We start from the raw sequence: 20715 nt of genomic DNA, 5'->3' as shown, positions 1-20715 counted from the left end.
AAAAAGGGACAGCAATTGCTGTCCCTTTTTTACTTCTATATTGTCCGACTTAGCTGAGCCAGTCGTTCAATTCTGCGATCTGTGCGCGTACTGCGTCAGGACCAGTACCGCCCTGAGTTTTGCGTCGTGCAACAGCGTTTTTGTAAGAAAGTACTTCGTACACATCATCAGTAATAAGATCAGAAACTGTGTTGAACTCTTCGATTGAGAGATCTTCCAGTCCTTTATTCTTATCTTCAGCAAGTGCCACCGCAGCACCTGTAATGTGATGCGCTTCACGGAATGGAACACCTTTACCGACGAGGTAGTCAGCAAGTTCAGTTGCATTCAAGAAGCCCTGTTTCAACACTTCTTCCATACGCTTTGTGTTAAAGCGCAATTCAGAAAGCATACCCGCCATAATGGCAAGAGAGGTTGAAACAGTTTTATCTGTGTCGATAAACGGCTCTTTATCTTCCTGCATGTCACGGTTGTAGGTCATTGGAAGACCTTTAACGGTAGCCAAGAGGTTCATAAGGGAACCGAAAGTACGCCCTACTTTACCGCGCATGATTTCAGAAACGTCTGGATTCTTTTTCTGCGGCATGATGCTGGAGCCGGTGGCGTATGCATCTGGCAGGTAAATGTATCCGAAGTTCGGGTTTGCCCAGTATACAAGCTCTTCGTTAAGACGGGAAAGATGTGTCATAACGAGGGAGCCGGCAAAGATAGATTCCAGAACAAAATCTCTATCGGACACCGCATCCATAGAGTTTTTGAAGGTACCGTACATGCCGAGCTCTTCTGCAACTGAAGCAGGATCAAGCGGGTATGTCGTGCCGGCCAGTGCAGCAGCACCGAGCGGACACACACGAGCACGTTTGTCGCAGTCTACAAGACGATCAAAGTCGCGTGTAAGCATCCATGCGTAGGCAAGAAGATGATGTGCAAGGGATACAGGCTGTGCTGGCTGCATATGAGTGCAACCCGGAAGCAAGGTATCCACGTGCTCTTCAGCCTGCTTTACAAGCTCAGCAACAACGCCTTTTACCAGTTCCTGCCATTCACGGATGGAATCTGAAACGTACAGGCGGAAATCAAGTGCCACCTGATCGTTTCGGGAACGACCGGTATGCAGACGTTTGCCGGCATCACCGATGAGTTCTGAAAGACGGCTTTCAATGTTCATGTGAACATCTTCGTACTCAGTTTTCCACTGGAACTTGCCTTCTTCAATTTCCTTAAGAATAGCATCAAGGCCGGATACGATGGAATCTGCATCTTCCTGGGAAATAACCTGCTGACGGGCAAGCATACGCGCATGTGCTTTAGAGCCTGCGATATCCTGCTTGTAGAGGTTTTTGTCGTAGGAAACAGATTCTGTATATTCTTCTACGAGCGCAGCGGTCTTCTGACGAAAACGTCCGCCCCACATCTTTTTTTCTGCCATGATGAAAACCTATTTTTTGTAGCCGAGCAGACGTAAGCCCTGAAGCTTAATGAAGCCAGCTGCGTCTGCCTGATCGTAAACATCGTCCTCTTCAAAAGTTGCGAGATCTTCGCGGTAGAGAGAGTAAGGAGATTTACGGCCAACAGGAACAACGTTGCCTTTGTACAGTTTAATACGAACAGTACCGGAAACGTTTTTCTGAGTTTCATCGATAAGCTTCTGCATTGCTTCACGTTCTGGAGCAAACCAGAAACCGTTATAAATGCACTCAGCATATTTAGGAAGCATGGAATCACGAAGATGCATGGTGTCGCGATCAAGGCAGATACCTTCGAGGTCACGGTGAGCAACGTGAAGGATTGTGCCGCCCGGAGTTTCGTATACACCACGGGACTTCATGCCAACGAAACGGTTTTCTACCATATCGAGACGACCGATACCGTGTTTGCCGCCAACAGTGTTCAAAGCTTTAACCATTTCTGCTGGGCTGAGCTTTTCACCGTTAAGAGCAACAGGGTCACCGTTGATAAATTCAAGTTCAATGTATTCCGGCTCGTCTGGAGCCTGCTCAACAGGAACAGCCATGATGTAGGAACCAGGACCCGGCTCAAGCCAAGGGTTTTCCAGCTCGCCACCTTCAAATGAGCAGTGAAGCATGTTTCTGTCCATTGAGTAGAGCTTACGGGAAGCAGCTACTGGAAGCGGAATACCGTGCTGTTCTGCAAAGTTGTTGAGATCAGTACGGGAGCGGAAGTTCCACTCGCGCCAAGGAGCAATAACTTTGATGGATGGATCAAGAGCCATTGCAGAAAGCTCAAAACGAACCTGATCGTTACCTTTACCTGTTGCACCGTGTGCAACAGCCTGAGCGCCTTCTTCGTGTGCAATTTCGATAAGACGTTTGGTAATAAGAGGACGTGCAATGGAAGTACCGAGCAGGTAACGGCCTTCGTAGATTGCGTTAGCGCGCATCATCGGGAAGATGAAGTCACGTGCAAATTCTTCACGCAGGTCTTCAACGTATGCGCGAGTAGCACCGGTAGCCAATGCTTTTTCATCTACACCGTCAAGATCCTCTTCCTGACCAAGGTCAGCAGTAAGGGTAATAACTTCGCAATTGTAAGTAAGAGCAATCCATTTGAGGATTACAGAAGTATCGAGCCCGCCGGAGTATGCGAGCACTACTTTTTTGATATCATTAGCCATTTCGTACCTTCCATTCTTTTATTGAAAAGCGGGACACATTACATGCCCCGCATCATATCTAATCTACAAATTTCGACTACCGGCAACGCGATGCGACGTCTGCCCGAGAAAATGTATCCGGCAGAGACACAGCACACTGTCTGTTTATCTTAATCTGCTTTGAATACCCATTCGAGAATTGCTTTTTGCATGTGCAGGCGGTTTTCAGCCTGATCCCATACAATCGAAGCCGGACCTTCAATAACGCCCTCGCTCACTTCCTCGCCGCGGTGTGCAGGCAGGCAATGCATAAACAATGCATCAGGGTGAGCAAGTTCCATCATTTTCTCATCGATCATGTAACCTGCAAATGCTTTTTCTCGTCGCTTCTGTTCTTCTTCCTGTCCCATTGATGCCCATACGTCTGTGTTTACGTAGTGCGCACCGTCAAGAGCCTGTTTAGGGTCGTGGGTACAGAAAATTTTAGCTCCAGCCTGCAACGCGAAAGTAAGCAGTTCTTTATCCGGCTCGTAGCCTTCCGGAAACGCCATAAACAGCTCAAACGGAAAGTACATTGCAGCTTCAATCCATGAATTGGCCATGTTGTTACCATCGCCGATCCATGCAACACGTACTGCGTCAAAGTTAGGAGTGCGCTCATGAATAGTTAAGAGGTCACTCATAATCTGACATGGATGCCCCTGGTCAGTAAGCGCATTAACAACCGGAATGTCACCGTAGTGAACAAGCTGATCAATGTTTTCCTGACCGAAGGTTCGAACAATCATACAGTCATTGTATCGGGAGAGCACTCGAGCAGTATCTTTAAGCGGCTCACTTCGACCCAGCTGACTTTCAGCCGGAGTCATAAAGATAGTTTTACCGCCTAGGTGGTAAACAGCAGTTTCAAAAGAAACTCGTGTACGCGTGGATGCCTTCTCAAAAAGCATAATCGCGGTTTTGCCCTTCATAAGCTCACTGCGGTGATCAGTGTCTTTCATCTCTTTAGCGCGGGCAATAAGGTCATGCGCAGCTTGGCAACCCAAATCTCTGATACGTGTAAAGTGCTTGGTCATCATGACCCCCTGTAAATATGTGCTTTCCCAATAATGTCCTTAAGAAAAAATCTCGTACTCCCGACATACGTAAAGTATGCCGAAAATAACCTGAAGCAGATGTTTTAGGCTTATTGCCCAATCTTGTAAACCCACGCCGTATGAATTTCTCGTGGAATATCCACACAGAACACCGCCTTACATTACAGCGTTACACTATTTTACACAGCGTAACCCTCACTATTCAAGCGGTAACGCCCTATTGAACAAAGCATTTTTGCAAACGGTTTCATTTTTTGAAGTGTTGCAAAACTATGCAAGCCTCGGTATATGTTCACAATGAGTACAAAAGCATACAGCAATCCTTTGCGACATTATCGGCAGCAGTATACTCGGCACGATGATGAACAGGCCTTTCAGGTTCTTGTCGAGGAAACAGACTTACATGTAACAGCATGTAAGAACCTCTCGTTAGAGATTGCCGCGTATGTAACAGAACTACGCGGCACCTTGAAATCCTTCATCACCTTTCACCCCGAGTTTTTAGAAAGCTATTCACCGGTTGTTGTACCGGAACACGCAGCCCTCATCATTAAGCGCATGGCAGAAGCAGCCAGTATCGCGAATGTTGGGCCAATGGCTGCTGTTGCGGGAACAATCTCACAAATGGTCTGTGAAAAATTCGCATTCCAAAGCCCTGAGCTTATTGTTGAGAATGGCGGTGATGTTTATATGCTTTCTTCAAAACCACGAATTGCAGGGCTGTTACCCGACCCTAACAGTGATGCAACTATCGGCATCAAACTTGATGACACAGACTTTCCCGTAGGAATCTGTGCATCCTCTGCCACAATTGGACACTCTATCAGCCTCGGGTCAGGAGAGCTGGTAGCCGTTCGTTCCAAAAACGGCAGCCTCGCTGATGCCTGTGCAACCTCGTTCTGCAACATGCTCAAACTCCCCGGAGATGTTGAACGTGTAACAGAAGAAGCCGTACGCTTACAGCATCACGGTATAGAAGGCGTGTTTGCCCAATGCGGTGATAAAGTCAGCGTATGGGGTAAAATGGAACTCGCTGTTGTCTAACCGCAGCCTACGCACAACCCAATTTTTATTGCTGAATCTCGCATATCAACAAACCCTCGAGCATCATGGAAGTAACCGCTTCAACGTGGTACACTGCTCAAAAGAGGTGTTGATATGCGAGAAGCAGCAGTTATTTTCCCCCACCAACTTTTCCTGAATCATCCGGCAGTAGCGCCGAACCGCCCAGTTTTTTTAGTGGAAGAACAGCTAATGTTCGGCGACTTCCGCTGGCAAAGCAACTTCCACAAGCAAAAACTTATGCTGCACCGCGCCAGCCTGAAAGCGTATGAGCAGCGCCTTCAAGAACAGGGGTACGCAACAAGATACGTTGCCCATGCGCCATCACAGGACATGAACAACCTGTTTTCTGCCCTTGCAACAGAAAAAATCACGCACATTTTTCTTTCCGCGCCATCCGACTTTCTGCTGGAAAAACGCCTTGAACGACTCTGCCACTCCCAAAAAATATCTTTGACCTATCTTCCGACCCCAGCCTTTTTCCTTCAAAAAAACGCTGCAGAAGAACTGCTGGGCGATAAACCTCGCCAAGCATCTTTCTACTCTGCACAACGTAAAACCTTACAGGTACTGCTTCAGGAAAACGGCAAACCGGTTGGGGGAAAATGGTCTATGGACGCCCAGAATCGCTACGCATATGACGGGATAGTCCCCGTGCCTCCACCGCCGCCGGATGTTTCATCATCTTTTGCAACTGAGGCTCAGCAACATGTATCCGCGACCTATCCCGATGCTCTGGGGGTGGATGCGCCACTACTTTACCCGCACACCCATGAGCAGGCTGCGCAATGGCTTAATGATTTTATTGAACACAAACTGCCACACTTCGGCATTTATCAGGATGCCATACTGCACGACCATGACTTCCTGTTCCATGCACTCATTTCACCTGCCCTGAACATAGGGTTACTCAGTCCGCAACAGGTTCTTGAGGCAGTTCTTGAACGATGGGAAGAGAAAAATATTCCTCTTAATTCGATTGAAGGCTTTGTGCGACAACTTATCGGCTGGCGCGAATTCATGCACGCGACCTACTGCAAACTCGGAGTTCAGCAACGCACATCAAATTTTTTCAAACACACCCGCCCTATTCCGCAGTCCTTCTACAACGGAACTACGGGAATTGTTCCCGTGGATACATCAATCAAACGAGTCTTACAGCATGGATACTGTCACCATATCGAACGATTAATGGTTCTTGGTAATTTCATGCTACTTTGTGAATTTGATCCAACAGAAATCTACACGTGGTTTCTTGAACTGTTCATCGACGCATATGACTGGGTTATGGTTCCCAACGTTTACGGCATGAGCCAATACGCCGACGGCGGACTCATCACGACAAAACCATACGTCAGCAGCAGTAATTATGTACGCAAAATGAGCGATTTTCCGAAAGGAGAATGGTGTACAATATGGGACGGTTTGTACTGGCGTTTTATCTACACTCACTACGAACTGTTTGAAGGCAACAACCGCACTCGTCCTATGATTTGGGGACTGCAACGTATGGATGAAGAAAAGCTTAAACAGCACCTTTCAGCAGCCGAAAAATACCTTGCAACGCTTCCTCCGACTACTGACGGTTAGCAATAAAAATTCCGCACACAATCAGTACACCGGAAACAGCATGAACCCAAGTGATGGCTTCGCCTAAAATGAGCCATGCCTCTATACCACAAAACAAGGGAAGACTGTAATACACTATGGCGGACTTGGCAGGCCCGATTGAGGCAATGGCATAATTCCAGAATAAATATGCCATAAGGGATGCTCCGACTCCAATGTATACGATTGAACCAAGAACGTGCGGTGCAGGCATGGTTGGTGGTGCATATGTCCATTCCCATAACACCCACGGAACAAGCATAATCCAGCCAAGGACAAAGTTTGCTCCCAGATACGCCGTCGGCAGAAGAGTTACGGGCTTTCTACGCACAAGAACTGTGTACACTGCAAAAATAAGTGTTGCAAAAAGCATGAGAAGGTCACCCTCATTAAACTGCAGTTCCAACAACACGCCTAAATTACCACGTGTAGTCAATAGAACAACACCGCAGACAGAAAGGACAACCCCACAAAGCCGGGGCAGCGTCACGCGGTCATGCAAAAAAACATGAGCTAACGCGATAATGAAAACAGGCGAAAAAATAGCAATCAACGACAGGTTCAATGCTGTTGTTTTGTGCCCTGCAATGTAAATGAGCGTATTAAAGACCGTTACCCCCAAAAATGCTGTGGGAACAAGGTGAGTTACGCTTGCTACAAGCTCTTTTCGTTGTCGATACATACCAACCGCAGCAAAAGGAAGCAGCACAAGCATAGCTGTTGTCCAGCGGCAAAAGGCTAGCGTTACCGGAGCAATTTCTCCTGAAAGTCCACGGGCTACAATAAAGTTACCGGACCAGATCACTGTTGCCATCAACGCAAACAGCACACCACCATATCGGGCAATTTGTGGAGGAAGGTTCATTCTATTCTCATTTGTCAAACGGGTTAGCAGGCACAGACTTCATCTACTATGTGAGCGTGTTATATAAAGCAAGCCTATTCCATTACAGCTATCTATAGCCTACAAGCCTTTCCATTGAATCATTCGATTTGTTCAATCCATTCCGGTACGGTATCTAATCAAAAAATTTTCAGGAGTACCCATGGCACTTCGTACCATTGCACTTACACTTTTTGTCCTACTGCTTTCAACAGCTGCATTTGCTGAGAGCTATACACAGCTTGATACCGATGCTGTAAAGAAACTGCATTCAACGGAAGATGCTCGTTTTGTTGATGCCCGCAACCCTAATGCCTTTAACGGTTGGGCAATGCAGGGTGAAAAAAATTCTGGACACATTACAGGTGCCACCAACCTTGCAGCCTCATGGGTTACTCAAGACCTCCCCCGCACAGCTGAAGTAACAAAAGCAAAAAACCTTTCCTCTGCTCAAAACATAGTTGTGTACGGATACACCCTTGAAGAAGCAACAACGGTTGCTGACTGGCTCGTCGAACAAGAAATTCCGGCAACACGCATCGCTGTGTACAAAGATGGATTTTCTGCATGGTCACAGGCGGGACTGCCAATAGAACGACTTCCTCACTATGATCGCATCGTTCCCGCCCAGTGGGTACAAAAGCGTATTGCAGAAAAAAACGTTCTTGTAGTCGAAGCTTCATGGGGTGAAGGGAAAGTTTACAACCAGAACCATATTCCGACAGCTGTGCACTTAAATACAGATCTTTTAGAGTCTGAGGATCGCAAGTGGAATTACCTTCCGGCTAAAGAGGTGCGCGCAAACCTTATGGCTTTAGGGATTACCGCAGACACTCCTGTCGTTCTTTATGGTGAAGCCGGAATCGATGCTGCCCGAGCTGCAGTCGCAATGCTCTGGGTAGGTGTAAAAGATGTTCGAATTCTCAACGGCGGACTGCACGCTTGGAAGGAAGCAGGATTCAAAGTAGACCGTACTGCTGTAGACCCTAAGCCGGTAACAGACTTTGGGGCAGCAACGCCGAATTTGAACCTGATCATCGGAATGAAAGATGCTAAAAGAATGTTAAACGACGACAACGCCGAACTTGTTTCTATTCGCACCTGGGCTGAATATATTGGAGAAACAACCGGATATTCCTACATCAAGCCAAAGGGACGCATTAAAGGTGCAATGTGGGGGCATGCCGGTAAAGATTCTTACAACATGGATGACTTCCGTAATCCCGATAACACCATGCGCGATTACCATGAAATTGCTGCATTCTGGAAAGAGTGGAATATTACACCGGAAAAAGAAGTGGCCTTTTATTGCGGTACCGGCTGGCGTGCCAGTGAAGCGCTTCTGTATGCACAAGCTATGGGATTTACAAAAGCCCACTTATACGATGACGGCTGGCATGTTTGGAGTATGAACCCTGCCAACCCTACCGCCTCCGGCACTCCTGCAAAATAGAAATATTCTATCAACAACAAAGTTTTTGCTTTTGTACTCAATTTGAAAAGCAAAGATTGCCCTGCTTACCATGATGCGAGCAGGGCTTTTTTTTAACCATAGATAGACAAACAAAACGGCTCATATTTAGTCAACCAACTGTAATTTATTTTTACTAATAAAACCGGATAATAAAAGACAAACTGCACGCTTATTAAATTTTATTTACCGAATAATTAAAAACATTAAACTATACTATCTGAAAAACACTCCCTATAACGACCTTAACACATTCACCAAAAATGAGGTCGCCATGAACCATCCGAAAACTATCATTCGAGTCGCTGATCTTCCTACTCCTACCGCCGGTCTTGCTCTTGGTATCGCCAGCCTTGGCTGGTGTTGGGAAAATGCAGCACCATTTCAAGGGTACGCACAATTAACTGGAGCAGGGATTGCTGCTGTTTTGTTAATTGCCTTACTTGCTCGTTTTGTTTTCTACCCTAAAACGTTGCTTAACGATCTTGCACATCCTGTTGTTGGCAGCGTGGCGCCGACATTCGCAATGGCAACTATGGTTATCTCCAACTCTGTTTCAAAATTTGCTCCGTTAGCAGGTGAAGCGCTCTGGCTCGCCGCTGTCGGAATTCACCTTATTTTCCTTGCATTCTTCATCTTCCATCAGCTGAACGACTTCTCTTTGCAGAAAATGGTTCCTAGCTGGTTTGTTCCACCGGTTGGTATTATTGTAGCGAACGTAAGCTTTGCAGGGACACATTTTTACGCTTTTGCGACATTACTGCTGTACTTCGGCATGGTTGCATACGCTATCATGCTGCCGATCATGATCTACCGTCTCATGTTCTGTAATGAAATTGTAGACGCAGCAAAGCCGACTATTGCGATTATGGCTGCACCTGCAAGCCTCTCTCTTGCAGGCTACCTGTCCATGACAAACACACCTTCTGCTCTTATTGTAGCAGTACTTCTCGGCATTGCAGTACTCATGACCTTTGTACTTTACGTATCATTTACCAAACTCCTGCGCCTTCCATTCAGTCCGGCATACGCAGCGTTCACTTTCCCGCTCGTAATCGGCTCCACTGCACTTTACAAGTCCAGTGCATGGATGCAGGCACAGGGTTGGCAGCAGGAAATCGTACAGCAGGTAGCAAGCCTTGCAACCATGGAACTTTACATTGCCACAACAATTGTAACCTACGTTGCAATCCGTTACGCACTCTTTTTCTTCCCGAAGGAAGCACTGTTTTCCTCCATCCGTAAAGAGCGCCTTGTAGCAGGTACAGTTTCTCATTAAATTTTCCCGCTCAGACAAAAATAGTGCTGAATATAAAGCTGTTACCGCTTACAGCATAACGGCACAGAAAAGGTCAAAATCCATCATGTTACGATGAAGGATTTTGACTTTTTCACCATATTGCCCACTAACAAAAGAACGGCTAATAACCATTCATTACCCTTTTCACATATACAAAGGGTACAGCGTGTAACACCCTGCCGCACCATCGGCATCATGTTTGTTACGATCAAGAGGGCAATATGAACTTTTTCAAAAGAAATTTGGCGTGGATATTTCTGGCACTCAGTGTTTTTCTCTTTGTCAGATACCACATGGTCGGCTCCTATATCGACGAAAACGGCTTCCTCATTGAACCGTTTTATTTAATCCCGTTATCGTGGCTCTGCTTTTTTGCAAGCATGTTCTGCTTTATTCTTAAATTTACACGCAGAAAAAAGAACCGCCGCACACGATAACCAAGCACAACTTTTTGATATTCATCACAGCAAAAGCCTCGTATCTACCTGTTACCGATGTGAGCAACAGATGCATCAGGAGACAGGTACGATGCAAAACTTCTATGTGGTTTATGTGAGCACTGTTATCTAGTCCCGACAGTGTGCACTTTATAGCCGGAGCCGCCATACTGATAATTCATTATGGCGGCTCTTTTCTTTTGCTGTACTGCCATGTGTTGACTTTACGTTAGGACTCCATATTATGACGGCTTCTGCAAACATAACCTCTTAGTGAAAGGTATTTACGTTATGCGTACCCTTACAGAATGCGAAAGCACTATTAAGAATGTACTTCAAGACAGCCCTTACTGCGAAAAATACATCTGGGACACGGAATCTACGACCTCACCGGAACACAATGCAGAATTGAACCGTGCCGATGGTTTAGCCATGACACTCTTTCTTGCTGAAATTCTTCAAGACAACAATGCCCCTTGTGTTGAAGAAGTAATTGGCCTGCTGGAAGAATTTATCCAAGAAAGTACTGCGACGGAAAAAACAACACTGTTAGATGAGTTGCGTAACTCCCTAAACAACGCCTGCTAGTTTATTTTACGCCTTATCCAGCATAGTATCGACTACCGCAAACCCAGCTACTTCGAATCTGTATCCGTTGACTTGCATTTTTTCAGCCCTTATTATGCAGGTTCACTCATAAACCACAGAGCTCCTTAGCTCTTAGCATAAAGCGAGAAGACACATGAACGGATGCCGTCGATGTAATGATAACAAAATGTTAAACTACTACTGTGAAAAATGCGGTATGCTTGGCTTTTCAAAAGGCCCTAACGGAGCCTGGGTAGCCAACACCGGCGATGTCGTAAAAGTTGTTCAGGCTGGCGGAATTAAAAACGGCTGCCCTAAATGTGGTAGCAAAGTAACCGAGCGCGAAGAAGATTTCTGCGTTTGGTGTAAGCCAGAAGAAGAAAACTAGTTTTTTTATAAAAAAGCCCCGCTTAGAATTTTCTAAGCGGGGCTTTTTCATGGGCAAGTTGAATACATATGTTTTTTCTGCTGAAGATTGTCTTTCCCTTCTGAAAAAATTATATTTTCACGTATGAAAACGAAACTCCCCGTACTTTTGGTGGATGCATTCACCACCGTTCCAGGCAAAGGAAATCGTGCAGGCGTAGTCCTTGACGCAAGCGGGCTAAGTGAAGCCGAGATGCAGGCAGTCGCTGCGTTAGTCAACGTGTCCGAAACCGCATTTATGATTCCCACACCGAGTGCGGACGACTATGAGCTACAGGTTCGTTACTTTACGCCGACAACAGAAGTGCCCACCTGCGGTCATGCTACTGTAGGATCACACTACGCACGTGCTAAAGCTCTAAAGCTGGCAGACGTCACGGTGTTCGCAAAAATCGGAGCAGGTATCCTGCCAGTAGACATTATAGGCTCCGGTGAAGATATGAAAGTCGTTATGACTCAAGGCGATGTGGTATTCACCCCACCCTATGACAAAAAGATGTCCAATAAAATTCTCACAGCCCTGGGCTTAACTGAAGCCGACTTGCTGCCCGAGCTTCCAATACAGGAAGTCTCAACCGGACATTCCAAGGTGATGATTCCTATCAGATCCGCAAGCAAACTGAACGCATTAACCCCGAATATGGATGCCCTTGTCGAATGCAGCCGAGCCACAACCTGCAACGGTTATTTTGTATTCACCATTAATGAAGAAAAAGACACAAACTTGACTGACGGCAGAATGTTTTCCCCAGCGATCGGCATTGATGAAGATCCGGTAACTGGAAATGCAAACGGCCCCTGTGGTGCATATTTATCGAAGTATGGCAAACTACCAGCAACGGACATTTTTACGTATAAAGGCAGGCAGGGTGTTGCTATGGGCAAGGAAGGGGTTATCGAAGTTACGGTTCATCGTACAAACGGACAGCCTACAAAAGTTCAAGTCGGTGGCATGGCTGTTGAAGCTGGCCGGATAGATATCGAGTTGGATGTATCTTCTGATGGCTCGGTACATGCAAAGAAAATGTAGCTAGTTCGAAACCAGCTCGGAATATTAGAACATGTAATTTGCATTTCACTAACGCTGATATGTAATACACTGGAACAATATTTCATCCATCCCCGGTTTGCTTAGCTCTCAGGGGCTTTTTTTTAAGCGATTCGGTAAACGCTCTGCGTTAAGCAGAACTTTCACGACTGAAAACACGTGCCTTTTACTACCTGAAAAATCCTCCAGCCTTTCATCCGCACCGTTAAGAAGATAATCAATGTAATGCGGATTGCAGATGTTTTTTACGGTAATGAATGCTATTATGAATCCTGTTTTTTAGGGCAACCTATAGGATATTTTCCCCTTTCTGTAGACACACAGGATGTTCGAGATGATGCGTTTACTGATCATAATGTACTCTTTTGTCTTTCTACTTTTGCCGGTTGTCGCGGCCGGACAAGAAACAGACACGTCAACCAATATCGCTGATTTTGAACGGGTGCGTATTCTTGCAATTCTTGAAGATGAAGAAAACACCTTGCGTCAGGCTGATATGGCAAGACTTGAAGAGATTATTGATGAATTAAAATCGCTTAATGAACTCTATCGTCAAATTATCCTCAGCCAAGGAATAGCCGGAACCACACCAATGGTTCTTCGAGAATTCTATGCCCACTTATCAACCATCACAAATAGAAGTACGGATCTAGCCAATACTCTCAAGGATCTCCAAGGAGAAATTGAGATCAGGCTCGAAAGTTTAAGCAATGCAACTCAAAAGCTTACTCCCGACGATATTGGTATTTTATCTCCTGAAGTTGCAAAAAACTACAACGCCTACCTTGTAAAACTAAAAGAATTACAAAAAGCGTTGCAGGTTCAAGCTGTTCAAATAGAAAAAGAACTCAAGTTTGCCGAGAAGGTTGAAAAAAAATCTTCTATACTCCTCAAACGAATGGAACAGGAACTACCCTCGAGATGGGAATCATATTTCTTTTCAGGCAAAGCACCGTTGTTTTCCAAAGAGTTCTGGTCAGGTTCATTCTCGTTGTCCCACTGGCTTTCGCTACGCGTTCCTATTTGGCAAAAACGCCTTCTGACTGCCGCTGATGACCCCGCAGATAAGATATTCTATCTACTCACACTCTTTATACTCTTTTCAGCTGTCGGATTGTTTATTGCCAAACACCTTTTCCTGACTGAAGACCAACTTCCTCAACGCCCATACTTTATTGCTGCGTCAGCAGTTATCAGCTCCGGCGCTTCCATTATGCTGACTAAATATTACTTCTACCCGCAGGTTACAGGGCTCATTGCAATATTAGGAGTGAGTATCTATAGCTTCGGCTCCATGTGGGCGGCCTATATACTCAGGCGCACATTTTCTGACTACATTCACCCTTCACGTACTCCGCTGACGTGGCTCTTTGCAATCGGTGGATTCACACTTGTAGCCGGCATGCCGGAACAAATGATTATCCCTGTATGGCTGGTGCTTATTTTTATTATTACCGCAGTTATGAAACGAAGAATGATTCCTTTCGCCCGCAAACTTAAAAAAACTATATGGTTCTGGGCACTGCTTGCGACAGCCATAGCCGCCATTTTAGGATACGGACGTCTTGCAGTACTCGGCGGAATGATCATCTTCTCCGGCTATTATATATACACAATCGGCATGGCTGGAACCTGTCTTGCTAAATATGGAATTTCTCACCTTCCGGATACAGGAGTCTATCCATTTTTGAGAGCCTTAATGCTCGGCGTGCTCTCCCCCATTATCTGGGCAATCTCCTTTGCACTGGCGGTATGGTGGCTCTATGACTTTTTCGGAGCAGGCGTATTTAAGGCTACAGGCTCATTTACCTTCAGCTGGAAAGGATTTTCACTTCAGCTCATCAGCGTTATCACTGTGATTGCATTATTTTTCCTCACTCGCACGGGTATTGCTGTTGTAGATACCTACTTACAACGTACAGGGAAAAAATGGCCTCGCAATAAACGTGGTACTATTCATTCACTCCAAAGCATTTCATCCTACACCTTCTGGGCACTTTTTGCGCTGTTCTCTCTTGGAATTTTAGGTGTAAATTTGACAAGTATCACTGTGATAGCCGGTGGTCTTTCCGTTGGTATCGGCTTTGGGATGCAGGCGATATTCAACAACTTCATCAGCGGATTAATTCTACTTTTCGGACGTTCCATCCAACAGGATGACATTATTCAAATAGGTGAGACATGGTGTACTGTGAAAAAAATTAATATCCGCACCACGGTTGTTGAAACCTTTGAAAACGCAGCAATCATTATCCCGAACTCTGAACTTATTGCTACACAGGTCACAAACTGGACAAAAGACAGTTCTGTACTTCGAAAAAGCCTTATCATCGGCGTTGCTTACGGTTCGGACACACGCCTTGTTGAGAAAACCCTGCTGGAAATAGCCACTGCACATCCTCGTGTGCTGGCAGTGCCTGAGCCGTGGGTTGAGTTCAGTAACTTTGGAAACAGTAGTCTGGAATTTGTCATGAGAGTATGGATTGATGACATTGATTACACACTGCGCACAATGTCTGACTTGCGTTTCAGCGTTGAGACTGAATTCAAAAAGCTCAATATAGAAATTGCATTCCCGCAAATGGATCTACATATCCGCTCTGCAGAAGGACTTTCATCCGTTGAAACCCCATCATAAATAGTAAAGCGCCCCGTGCATGCACGGGGCGCTGTTAATTGTAAACTATACTTTATGATGAAGCCGTTTGCGCATGATGAACAACGCTACGATTGGAATAATCCCCGCAGCAACTCCCATTTGGGCAATGACCTCCGGCTTGCTGTTCCAGTCAAAAGAAATGAACTGCATAGCTATCGCACCTAGAATAAAGTACGTGAAGGTAAGTATGGATGCTGCGGTTCCGACATCTGAATCCACAGTTTCCAATATCATATGGTTACTTACCGGACGGCTTACACCGATGGAAAATGTCATCGCAAACATTGTCAGGGCAAATCCCACAGGGGTATCCCCGAAGAAATACAATGCTACGCTGGCAACCAGAATCCCTATCAATGAACACTGCAAAATATCACTTGAAGTCATATCGATACATAAGCGTGAACACAAAAAGGATCCAAGCATAAAGCCTAGCGCGTTAAAGCCAAAGAACATCGCGTATTGCTGCTCTGTGAGTCCGAACGAGAGAACATAGATATCAGCCGAGCCTGCAAGAAAGCCAAAAAAGCCAATTCCCATGAATGAAAAGGTAAAGCAGCAGACAGAAAACGGAACATTAGAAAGAACAGCTCCATAACGGGCAACAACTTTCCATACTGAACCTTGAACTTTCTCAAATTCCGGTTCCTTAAATGTTATTGTTCCGTACATTGCCAGTGATGCCAGCACAGCCTGACAGACAAAAATCCAATGCCATGATGCATACTCAAGGACAAAACTGCCTAAAAGAGGGGCGATCATTGGACACAACGGGATAATGACCCCGATGTAGGCTAGAACTTTTTGCCTTTCAACACCCGTGTACACATCCTTTGCTAAAGCCATAGACAGTGCAGAAGCAGAAGCTGCACCTGCGGCTTGAACAATACGTGCCGTTACCAACACCCATATGCCTTGAGATAGCGCGCAGAGCAAGCTGCCGACAATGTAGATGCAGATGCCTCCCAGCAATACGGGGCGCCTGCCTATTCTATCGGATAGCGGGCCGTAGATAAGCAGGAAAAAGCTGAAAAACACAAAAAACAAAACCAGCGACAAGTTCGCTGTTGCCAGAGGTATCCCCATCTGTTCCTGAATAATAGGCAACGCAGGAAGATACATATCCGTAGACAGCGCTGGAAATGCTGCCAAAAGCGTAATGAAAACAAAGTTAGACATATCTTTCCATGTACCCAAAGTTCAAGTTTCAGCTGAACAAAAGCCCTGCTCATCAGGACAAAAAAGATCAGCCTACAGTACCCGCTCATAAAGAGTACTGACGATTATTTCTCGTGCACAGACACCTTCTGTCAAAGAACAGCCGGCTATAAGCCGTATTTAACACAATACAGAAACACACCGACTCCAAGAGCAATACCTGTAAGTATGATTGCCCATGCAAGCCTAGTGTAAAACGAATTATTATACTTCATAGTTTTGCTCTTATTACCTAATGAAGCGCAGTTGTAATTTAAACAGACTATTTACGTAACATGTCTAGACATTTTTATTGATTCTCTCATACTTGCCACCAAACAATATGTACACTACAAAGGCTTCGTCTAAAAATATCTACGTATCACGACTGGCGTTATCCCAGTCTACGATGTTCTACGTTAAGATATGAAATTTTCTACGGGAGGGAATATGGATATTTCCACTTTTGATAAAGAGGTAAAGGCGGCGCTTGGAACTCTTCCTGAAGAGCCGATTAAATATGTTAAAGCTGTTGTGAGCACTGCTCAAAACTTCACTGAATTCTACTTCATTGATATTACATGGTATGACGGCGTAAACGAAACAACTACACAGCTTAAGCTCAACCGTGAAATCTCTTCTGAAGAAATTCAGGAAAAAATCCAAGGTGCTTTTGACTATGCAAAGCTTCAGGCACTGCTATAGCCACAAGACTTTATTGTTATTGCAACTACGATAAATTGCATTGAACATAAAAAGCCGGTTCCCGTTCTATTGGAAACCGGCTTTTTATATTTCTCTGTACTTTTCAGCAAGCAACAAAAAAGCTCCACCGAGTATCGATGGAGCCTTTCATGAGGACGACTTTCAAACTACACAAGCCGCGCCAATGCAACAGACTTGACGTTATCCTTAGCTATAACAGTCTCATAGCAAGCCGCTTCTTTGTGTAAACCTAAAAGCCGCCCTCGACGCTTGGTAAAATAAGTAGCCCTTCTTCTGTATTTCCTAACGCCTCATACTTTCCACACAGGTAAAAAAGTCCCACCAATGCAGAGGTAACAGCGTCTAATTCGTCATGAGTAATTTTTGGAAGTTGTGCAGAGTCTAATTTTTTACCGGTAGATGATACATTCTTCTTGTATCCTTCGCCGGGTTGCTGAAATTCACGATATTCAAAATCACCTGTCAAACCAAACTCTTTAAGTCCTTCGATAAGATCGCCAAGCCCCGCCTGTTTACGAGGAATAGAAAGCACATCCTGTGTTCCCCCCGGATACCCTTCAATAACCTCTACTCCGCATGCTTTAAACTTCTCAGCTAACGTGATTCCACGCTGTGTCAGCTTTTGCATACTCGGAATAAGACAGGGATAGACAGATATACCACGCTGTTTCAATAAACGCTCACATTCACGGGTAATGCCGAACTGTTCACGCATTGGGTCATCATCCCAAAACGATGTCCTGCCATGAGGGATTCCAAGAGGCGAATCGATTGAAACAAGAGTTGCTCCCGCAGAAAGCGCAGCATCGATCATTTCTTCATCTGTTTTTAATCTCTGCGTCTGCGCAACATTACCCCGAAGGACACAGTAGCCGGAACTTCGTTTTTCAGATGCCACAAGATCAATGCCGACTACGCAGGCTTCATCAAGCGCGCATTCTTTATTCAAGGTCTTAAAGGTTACAGACGGTACCGCAGCCCCTGCATATGATGATATATGAATACCTCCGGCATACTGTCTTCCCTTTTCAGCCCAACGAATCACGCTTGCCAAATTAGAAAAACGCACTGAAGAACGTACTGCCTCCGGCACAGCAAACTTCGAATACATCCTGCCCACACATGCATCCAACAACACTTTTTGCGCCTCAATATCTGCATGATTTCCCGTAATCATCCGCCGCAACGCAGCCTTATCGCCACGACGATATCTATGCCACAGTACCGCAGGAGATTCTGATGCGCGCAAACGCACAAGCCCTACCGCCTGCTCTATCGCCTGACGTCCTCCAGAAAAACCTACTCGTTTTGCGCAATACCGCAGATCAAGATGCACCGAGGGCAACAGCAAGTCCGGAAACCGTTTGTGGATAAACTTACAATCATGCAACGTGCCGTTAAAAGTAACTATGGCTTTGGCGCGAAATACCGCATCGCAAAACTCTGATGGATCTTCACCTTCAACAAAGACGTGGTACTCTGCGCCAAGAGACCATCCGATCATAGTAATTGAATCATAATAAAGACTCGAACCCGTCGTCTCTACTCGCACAAAGAGAACATCTTTTGGAAACGCCAAAGCAATCCGATAATGCTCTACCTTTGGCAACGCTTTGGCAAAAAATTCTGCATCACCGTTGGTAAATGCCGCACGAGAATCGTCCAACGCCGTATACCGAGCTAAACGCTTATCATCTGTATCCCGCGTCCAGTCAGTAACTCCCTGTGCCCAGAGAGCCTGCTCCTGACGTTTGCTGATACCTTTAATATGAAGAAAAGTATTTGTAATCATGATTACTGAACAAATAGGCTTATAATAAATTTGGTGCAGAGAGCTTTTTCAATGCAATAAAGATCATACATGAAAACACCGCCAAAATAGTTGCCAGAACAACGGCTCTGTCAAACTCACCGCTAAACACAGCATTGTAAATCTCAAGGGAAAGTGTATTTGTTTTACCAATAATATTACCGCCAAGCATCAAGGTAATACCCACTTCCCCCAATCCTCTCCCCAAAGCGAGAAACCAACCAGTGGCAATGCTTCGGCGAATATTGGGAAGTAAAACAAGCCAGAAGGTTTCCCAATCACTTTTTCCCAACACATGAGCAAGTTCAGCCAATCGACGAACATTGCCCCGCAAGGCTGTTTCAACAGATTTTACCATAAGCGGCAAGCCCGCAACAAATGAAGCTATGACGACCCCGCTGAAGCTGAAAACAATATCTACTGGAAGTGCCGTGCCGATTATTCCTGACCGCCCAAGAAGCATTAGCAGCACAAACCCTGTAGCGATGGGGGGAAACACGAGCGGCAACGTCACCATAAAATCGACAACGGAGCGCATCATACTTCGTTTACTCGTCAGATAAAATCCGAGCAGCACACCGCTGACAAGATGCAACACTCCCACAAGCGCTAACGTCTTGAACGTAAGAAACAAAGGAGCCGTTGTCTGCTGCTCGGATAAAATTGCAAAAAAATCCATGCAGATTACAGCCCGTGGTTGTGAATAATCGCCTGTGCCTGAGGCGTATTCAAAAATTTCAGAAAAGCCTGCTGTTCGCTTTTCTGGGCTGGATTATTAAGAACTCCGACCACAATGGAAATCGGCGAGTACAAAGACTCATCCAGTACAACATATCCACCCAGTTTATCTGCGACGTTAAGAGCATGGGTTAAATTTATGAACCCCATATCCACTTCATTTGTGGCAATGTATGAAAAAACTTGGGGCACTGTTGATACTTCTACAAGCTTAGGCTGAATATTCGGCAATCTTCCACTTGAGGACAAAAACTCGCGTGCTGCCTTTCCATAAATAGCTTTCTTTCCATCAGGGAGTGCTATGCGTTCTGTTTTACTGTTGTCCAAGTCGGCTACGGCTTTTGCATTAGATAATTTAGAAAAAGCTAAAACAAGCTTACCACGTCCTAGCTCCTGCATCGTAGCCATTGGCAACTGTGCCTTTTTCAAAAATCGCACATCTCCCAACACCAAACCAACTTTATCTCCCTGCTTTGCCAGCGTTGTCACCCTCGCCATATTCCCGAAGATGAGATCTACTGAAGAACCTGTCTGCTTTGTGTAAGCAGCTGACAGAGCATTCACCATTTTTTTATAACCGGCACCGGAGGCAATTACGACATTGTCAGCCCAGCCGACCGTGACTGTTGAAACAAACAAAAAACACTCATCAAAAAAATTCGGACTACATTCATACTCAACACCTTCACATAGATGGCAATAAAAAAGGATAGCACTTTGCTGATTCTCTATGAAAAGAGTCCGTAGAACACAACATAGTCACGTAAACAAAATAAACCGTGACCTGATAATAGAAATAAAGCTTTCAGTGAATCAGATGTCATTCTCTGACTAAGTATTCAATCAATAACTATTTATATTTTCAAGATATTGGAAGCATAAACAGTAAACCCAATCTAACGCCTGCCCAATATTGCAGACAGGCCGCACTTCTGAGCAATGCACACTGTTCTGGTCTATTTTAACAGCGAATCTCTGACAACTGGTTGCTGTTTTGAGTCTCTTCAAAAAATAGTCTCACTTCAAAAGCAACACATATTTTATAGCTAGC

Annotated in this window: 19 protein-coding genes; 10 read left to right on the top strand and 9 right to left on the bottom strand. The window is 45.3% G+C overall.

Annotated elements, in window-relative coordinates; translation table 11 throughout:
* Positions 1 to 49: 49 nt before the first annotated feature.
* The 3 genes from argH to argF form a co-directional block, all read right to left on the bottom strand.
* Complete coding sequence (gene argH, locus QZY95_RS04485; protein WP_290919794.1) at positions 50 to 1429, bottom strand: argininosuccinate lyase; 1380 nt, start codon at positions 1427 to 1429, stop codon at positions 50 to 52.
* Positions 1430 to 1438: 9 nt separating this feature from the next.
* Positions 1439 to 2635: an argininosuccinate synthase gene (locus tag QZY95_RS04480; protein WP_290919792.1), complete on the bottom strand. Its 1197-nt coding sequence runs from the start codon at positions 2633 to 2635 to the stop codon at positions 1439 to 1441.
* A 149-nt stretch (positions 2636 to 2784) separates the two neighbouring features.
* Positions 2785 to 3690, bottom strand: coding sequence for an ornithine carbamoyltransferase (argF, locus tag QZY95_RS04475; protein ID WP_290919790.1), 906 nt, complete (start codon positions 3688 to 3690; stop codon positions 2785 to 2787).
* A gap of 318 nt (positions 3691 to 4008) precedes the next feature.
* Here argF and QZY95_RS04470 point away from each other — a divergent pair, with 318 nt between their 5' ends.
* Positions 4009 to 4755, top strand: coding sequence for a UPF0280 family protein (locus tag QZY95_RS04470; RefSeq protein ID WP_290919788.1), 747 nt, complete (start codon positions 4009 to 4011; stop codon positions 4753 to 4755).
* 114 nt (positions 4756 to 4869) lie between these two features.
* The gene (locus QZY95_RS04465) at positions 4870 to 6363 is read left to right on the top strand and encodes a cryptochrome/photolyase family protein (RefSeq protein WP_290919786.1); all 1494 of its coding nucleotides are present in this window, start codon (positions 4870 to 4872) and stop codon (positions 6361 to 6363) included.
* Here the strand turns inward: QZY95_RS04465 and QZY95_RS04460 are convergent.
* Positions 6350 to 7246, bottom strand: a complete 897-nt coding sequence (locus QZY95_RS04460; RefSeq protein ID WP_290919785.1) for a DMT family transporter — start codon at positions 7244 to 7246, stop codon at positions 6350 to 6352. The two genes, QZY95_RS04465 and QZY95_RS04460, sit on opposite strands and share 14 nt — an antisense overlap.
* 181 nt (positions 7247 to 7427) lie before the next feature.
* On the opposite strand from QZY95_RS04460, the gene QZY95_RS04455 reads away from it, so the two are divergent.
* Positions 7428 to 8717, top strand: a complete 1290-nt coding sequence (locus tag QZY95_RS04455) for a rhodanese-like domain-containing protein (protein ID WP_290919782.1) — start codon at positions 7428 to 7430, stop codon at positions 8715 to 8717.
* 292 nt (positions 8718 to 9009) lie between these two features.
* Positions 9010 to 10014 carry a TDT family transporter gene (locus QZY95_RS04450; protein ID WP_290919780.1) on the top strand — a complete coding sequence of 335 codons (1005 nt, stop codon included), beginning with the start codon at positions 9010 to 9012 and terminating at the stop codon, positions 10012 to 10014.
* 83 nt (positions 10015 to 10097) lie between these two features.
* Here the strand turns inward: QZY95_RS04450 and QZY95_RS04445 are convergent, their stop codons facing one another.
* Entirely contained in the window at positions 10098 to 10328 is a 231-nt protein-coding gene (locus QZY95_RS04445; protein WP_290919778.1) for a hypothetical protein, read from the bottom strand.
* Between QZY95_RS04445 and QZY95_RS16620 the strand changes: the two genes are divergently transcribed.
* The 5 genes from QZY95_RS16620 to QZY95_RS04425 all read left to right on the top strand — a co-directional run bounded on the left by QZY95_RS16620 (position 10257) and on the right by QZY95_RS04425 (position 15172).
* The gene (locus tag QZY95_RS16620) at positions 10257 to 10472 is read left to right on the top strand and encodes a DUF3955 domain-containing protein (RefSeq protein WP_365970842.1); all 216 of its coding nucleotides are present in this window, start codon (positions 10257 to 10259) and stop codon (positions 10470 to 10472) included. The two genes, QZY95_RS04445 and QZY95_RS16620, sit on opposite strands and share 72 nt — an antisense overlap.
* Before the next feature lie 291 nt (positions 10473 to 10763).
* Positions 10764 to 11060, top strand: a complete 297-nt coding sequence (locus QZY95_RS04440) for a hypothetical protein (protein ID WP_290919776.1) — start codon at positions 10764 to 10766, stop codon at positions 11058 to 11060.
* Positions 11061 to 11214: 154 nt separating this feature from the next.
* Positions 11215 to 11448 (top strand): hypothetical protein, encoded by a 234-nt coding sequence (locus QZY95_RS04435; RefSeq protein WP_290919774.1) that lies wholly within the window; start codon positions 11215 to 11217, stop codon positions 11446 to 11448.
* A gap of 123 nt (positions 11449 to 11571) precedes the next feature.
* Complete coding sequence (locus QZY95_RS04430; RefSeq protein ID WP_290919772.1) at positions 11572 to 12516, top strand: PhzF family isomerase; 945 nt, start codon at positions 11572 to 11574, stop codon at positions 12514 to 12516.
* A 352-nt stretch (positions 12517 to 12868) separates the two neighbouring features.
* Complete coding sequence (locus tag QZY95_RS04425; protein ID WP_290919770.1) at positions 12869 to 15172, top strand: mechanosensitive ion channel domain-containing protein; 2304 nt, start codon at positions 12869 to 12871, stop codon at positions 15170 to 15172.
* Between the two features lie 45 nt (positions 15173 to 15217).
* On the opposite strand, the gene QZY95_RS04420 is transcribed toward QZY95_RS04425, so the two are convergent.
* Positions 15218 to 16372, bottom strand: a complete 1155-nt coding sequence (locus tag QZY95_RS04420; RefSeq protein WP_290919768.1) for a Bcr/CflA family efflux MFS transporter — start codon at positions 16370 to 16372, stop codon at positions 15218 to 15220.
* Positions 16373 to 16840: 468 nt separating this feature from the next.
* On the opposite strand from QZY95_RS04420, the gene QZY95_RS04415 reads away from it, so the two are divergent.
* Positions 16841 to 17095 (top strand): hypothetical protein, encoded by a 255-nt coding sequence (locus QZY95_RS04415; protein ID WP_290919766.1) that lies wholly within the window; start codon positions 16841 to 16843, stop codon positions 17093 to 17095.
* A 250-nt stretch (positions 17096 to 17345) separates the two neighbouring features.
* On the opposite strand, the gene QZY95_RS04410 is transcribed toward QZY95_RS04415, so the two are convergent.
* From QZY95_RS04410 to modA, 3 genes are read right to left on the bottom strand one after another with little or no spacing between them, the layout of a single operon-like run.
* Positions 17346 to 18908: a ribonuclease H-like domain-containing protein gene (locus QZY95_RS04410; protein ID WP_290919764.1), complete on the bottom strand. Its 1563-nt coding sequence runs from the start codon at positions 18906 to 18908 to the stop codon at positions 17346 to 17348.
* Between the two features lie 19 nt (positions 18909 to 18927).
* Entirely contained in the window at positions 18928 to 19605 is a 678-nt protein-coding gene (locus QZY95_RS04405; RefSeq protein WP_290919762.1) for an ABC transporter permease subunit, read from the bottom strand.
* 5 nt (positions 19606 to 19610) lie between these two features.
* Positions 19611 to 20303, bottom strand: coding sequence for a molybdate ABC transporter substrate-binding protein (modA, locus tag QZY95_RS04400; protein WP_290919760.1), 693 nt, complete (start codon positions 20301 to 20303; stop codon positions 19611 to 19613).
* Between the last annotated feature and the right edge of the window lie 412 nt (positions 20304 to 20715).

It is taken from the genome of Halodesulfovibrio sp. (genome assembly GCF_015482765.1).
In the GTDB taxonomy this organism is placed as follows: domain Bacteria; phylum Desulfobacterota; class Desulfovibrionia; order Desulfovibrionales; family Desulfovibrionaceae; genus Halodesulfovibrio.
The sequence above is the reverse complement of the archived record's forward strand: the minus strand, read 5'-3'. Positions and strand labels throughout refer to the sequence as shown.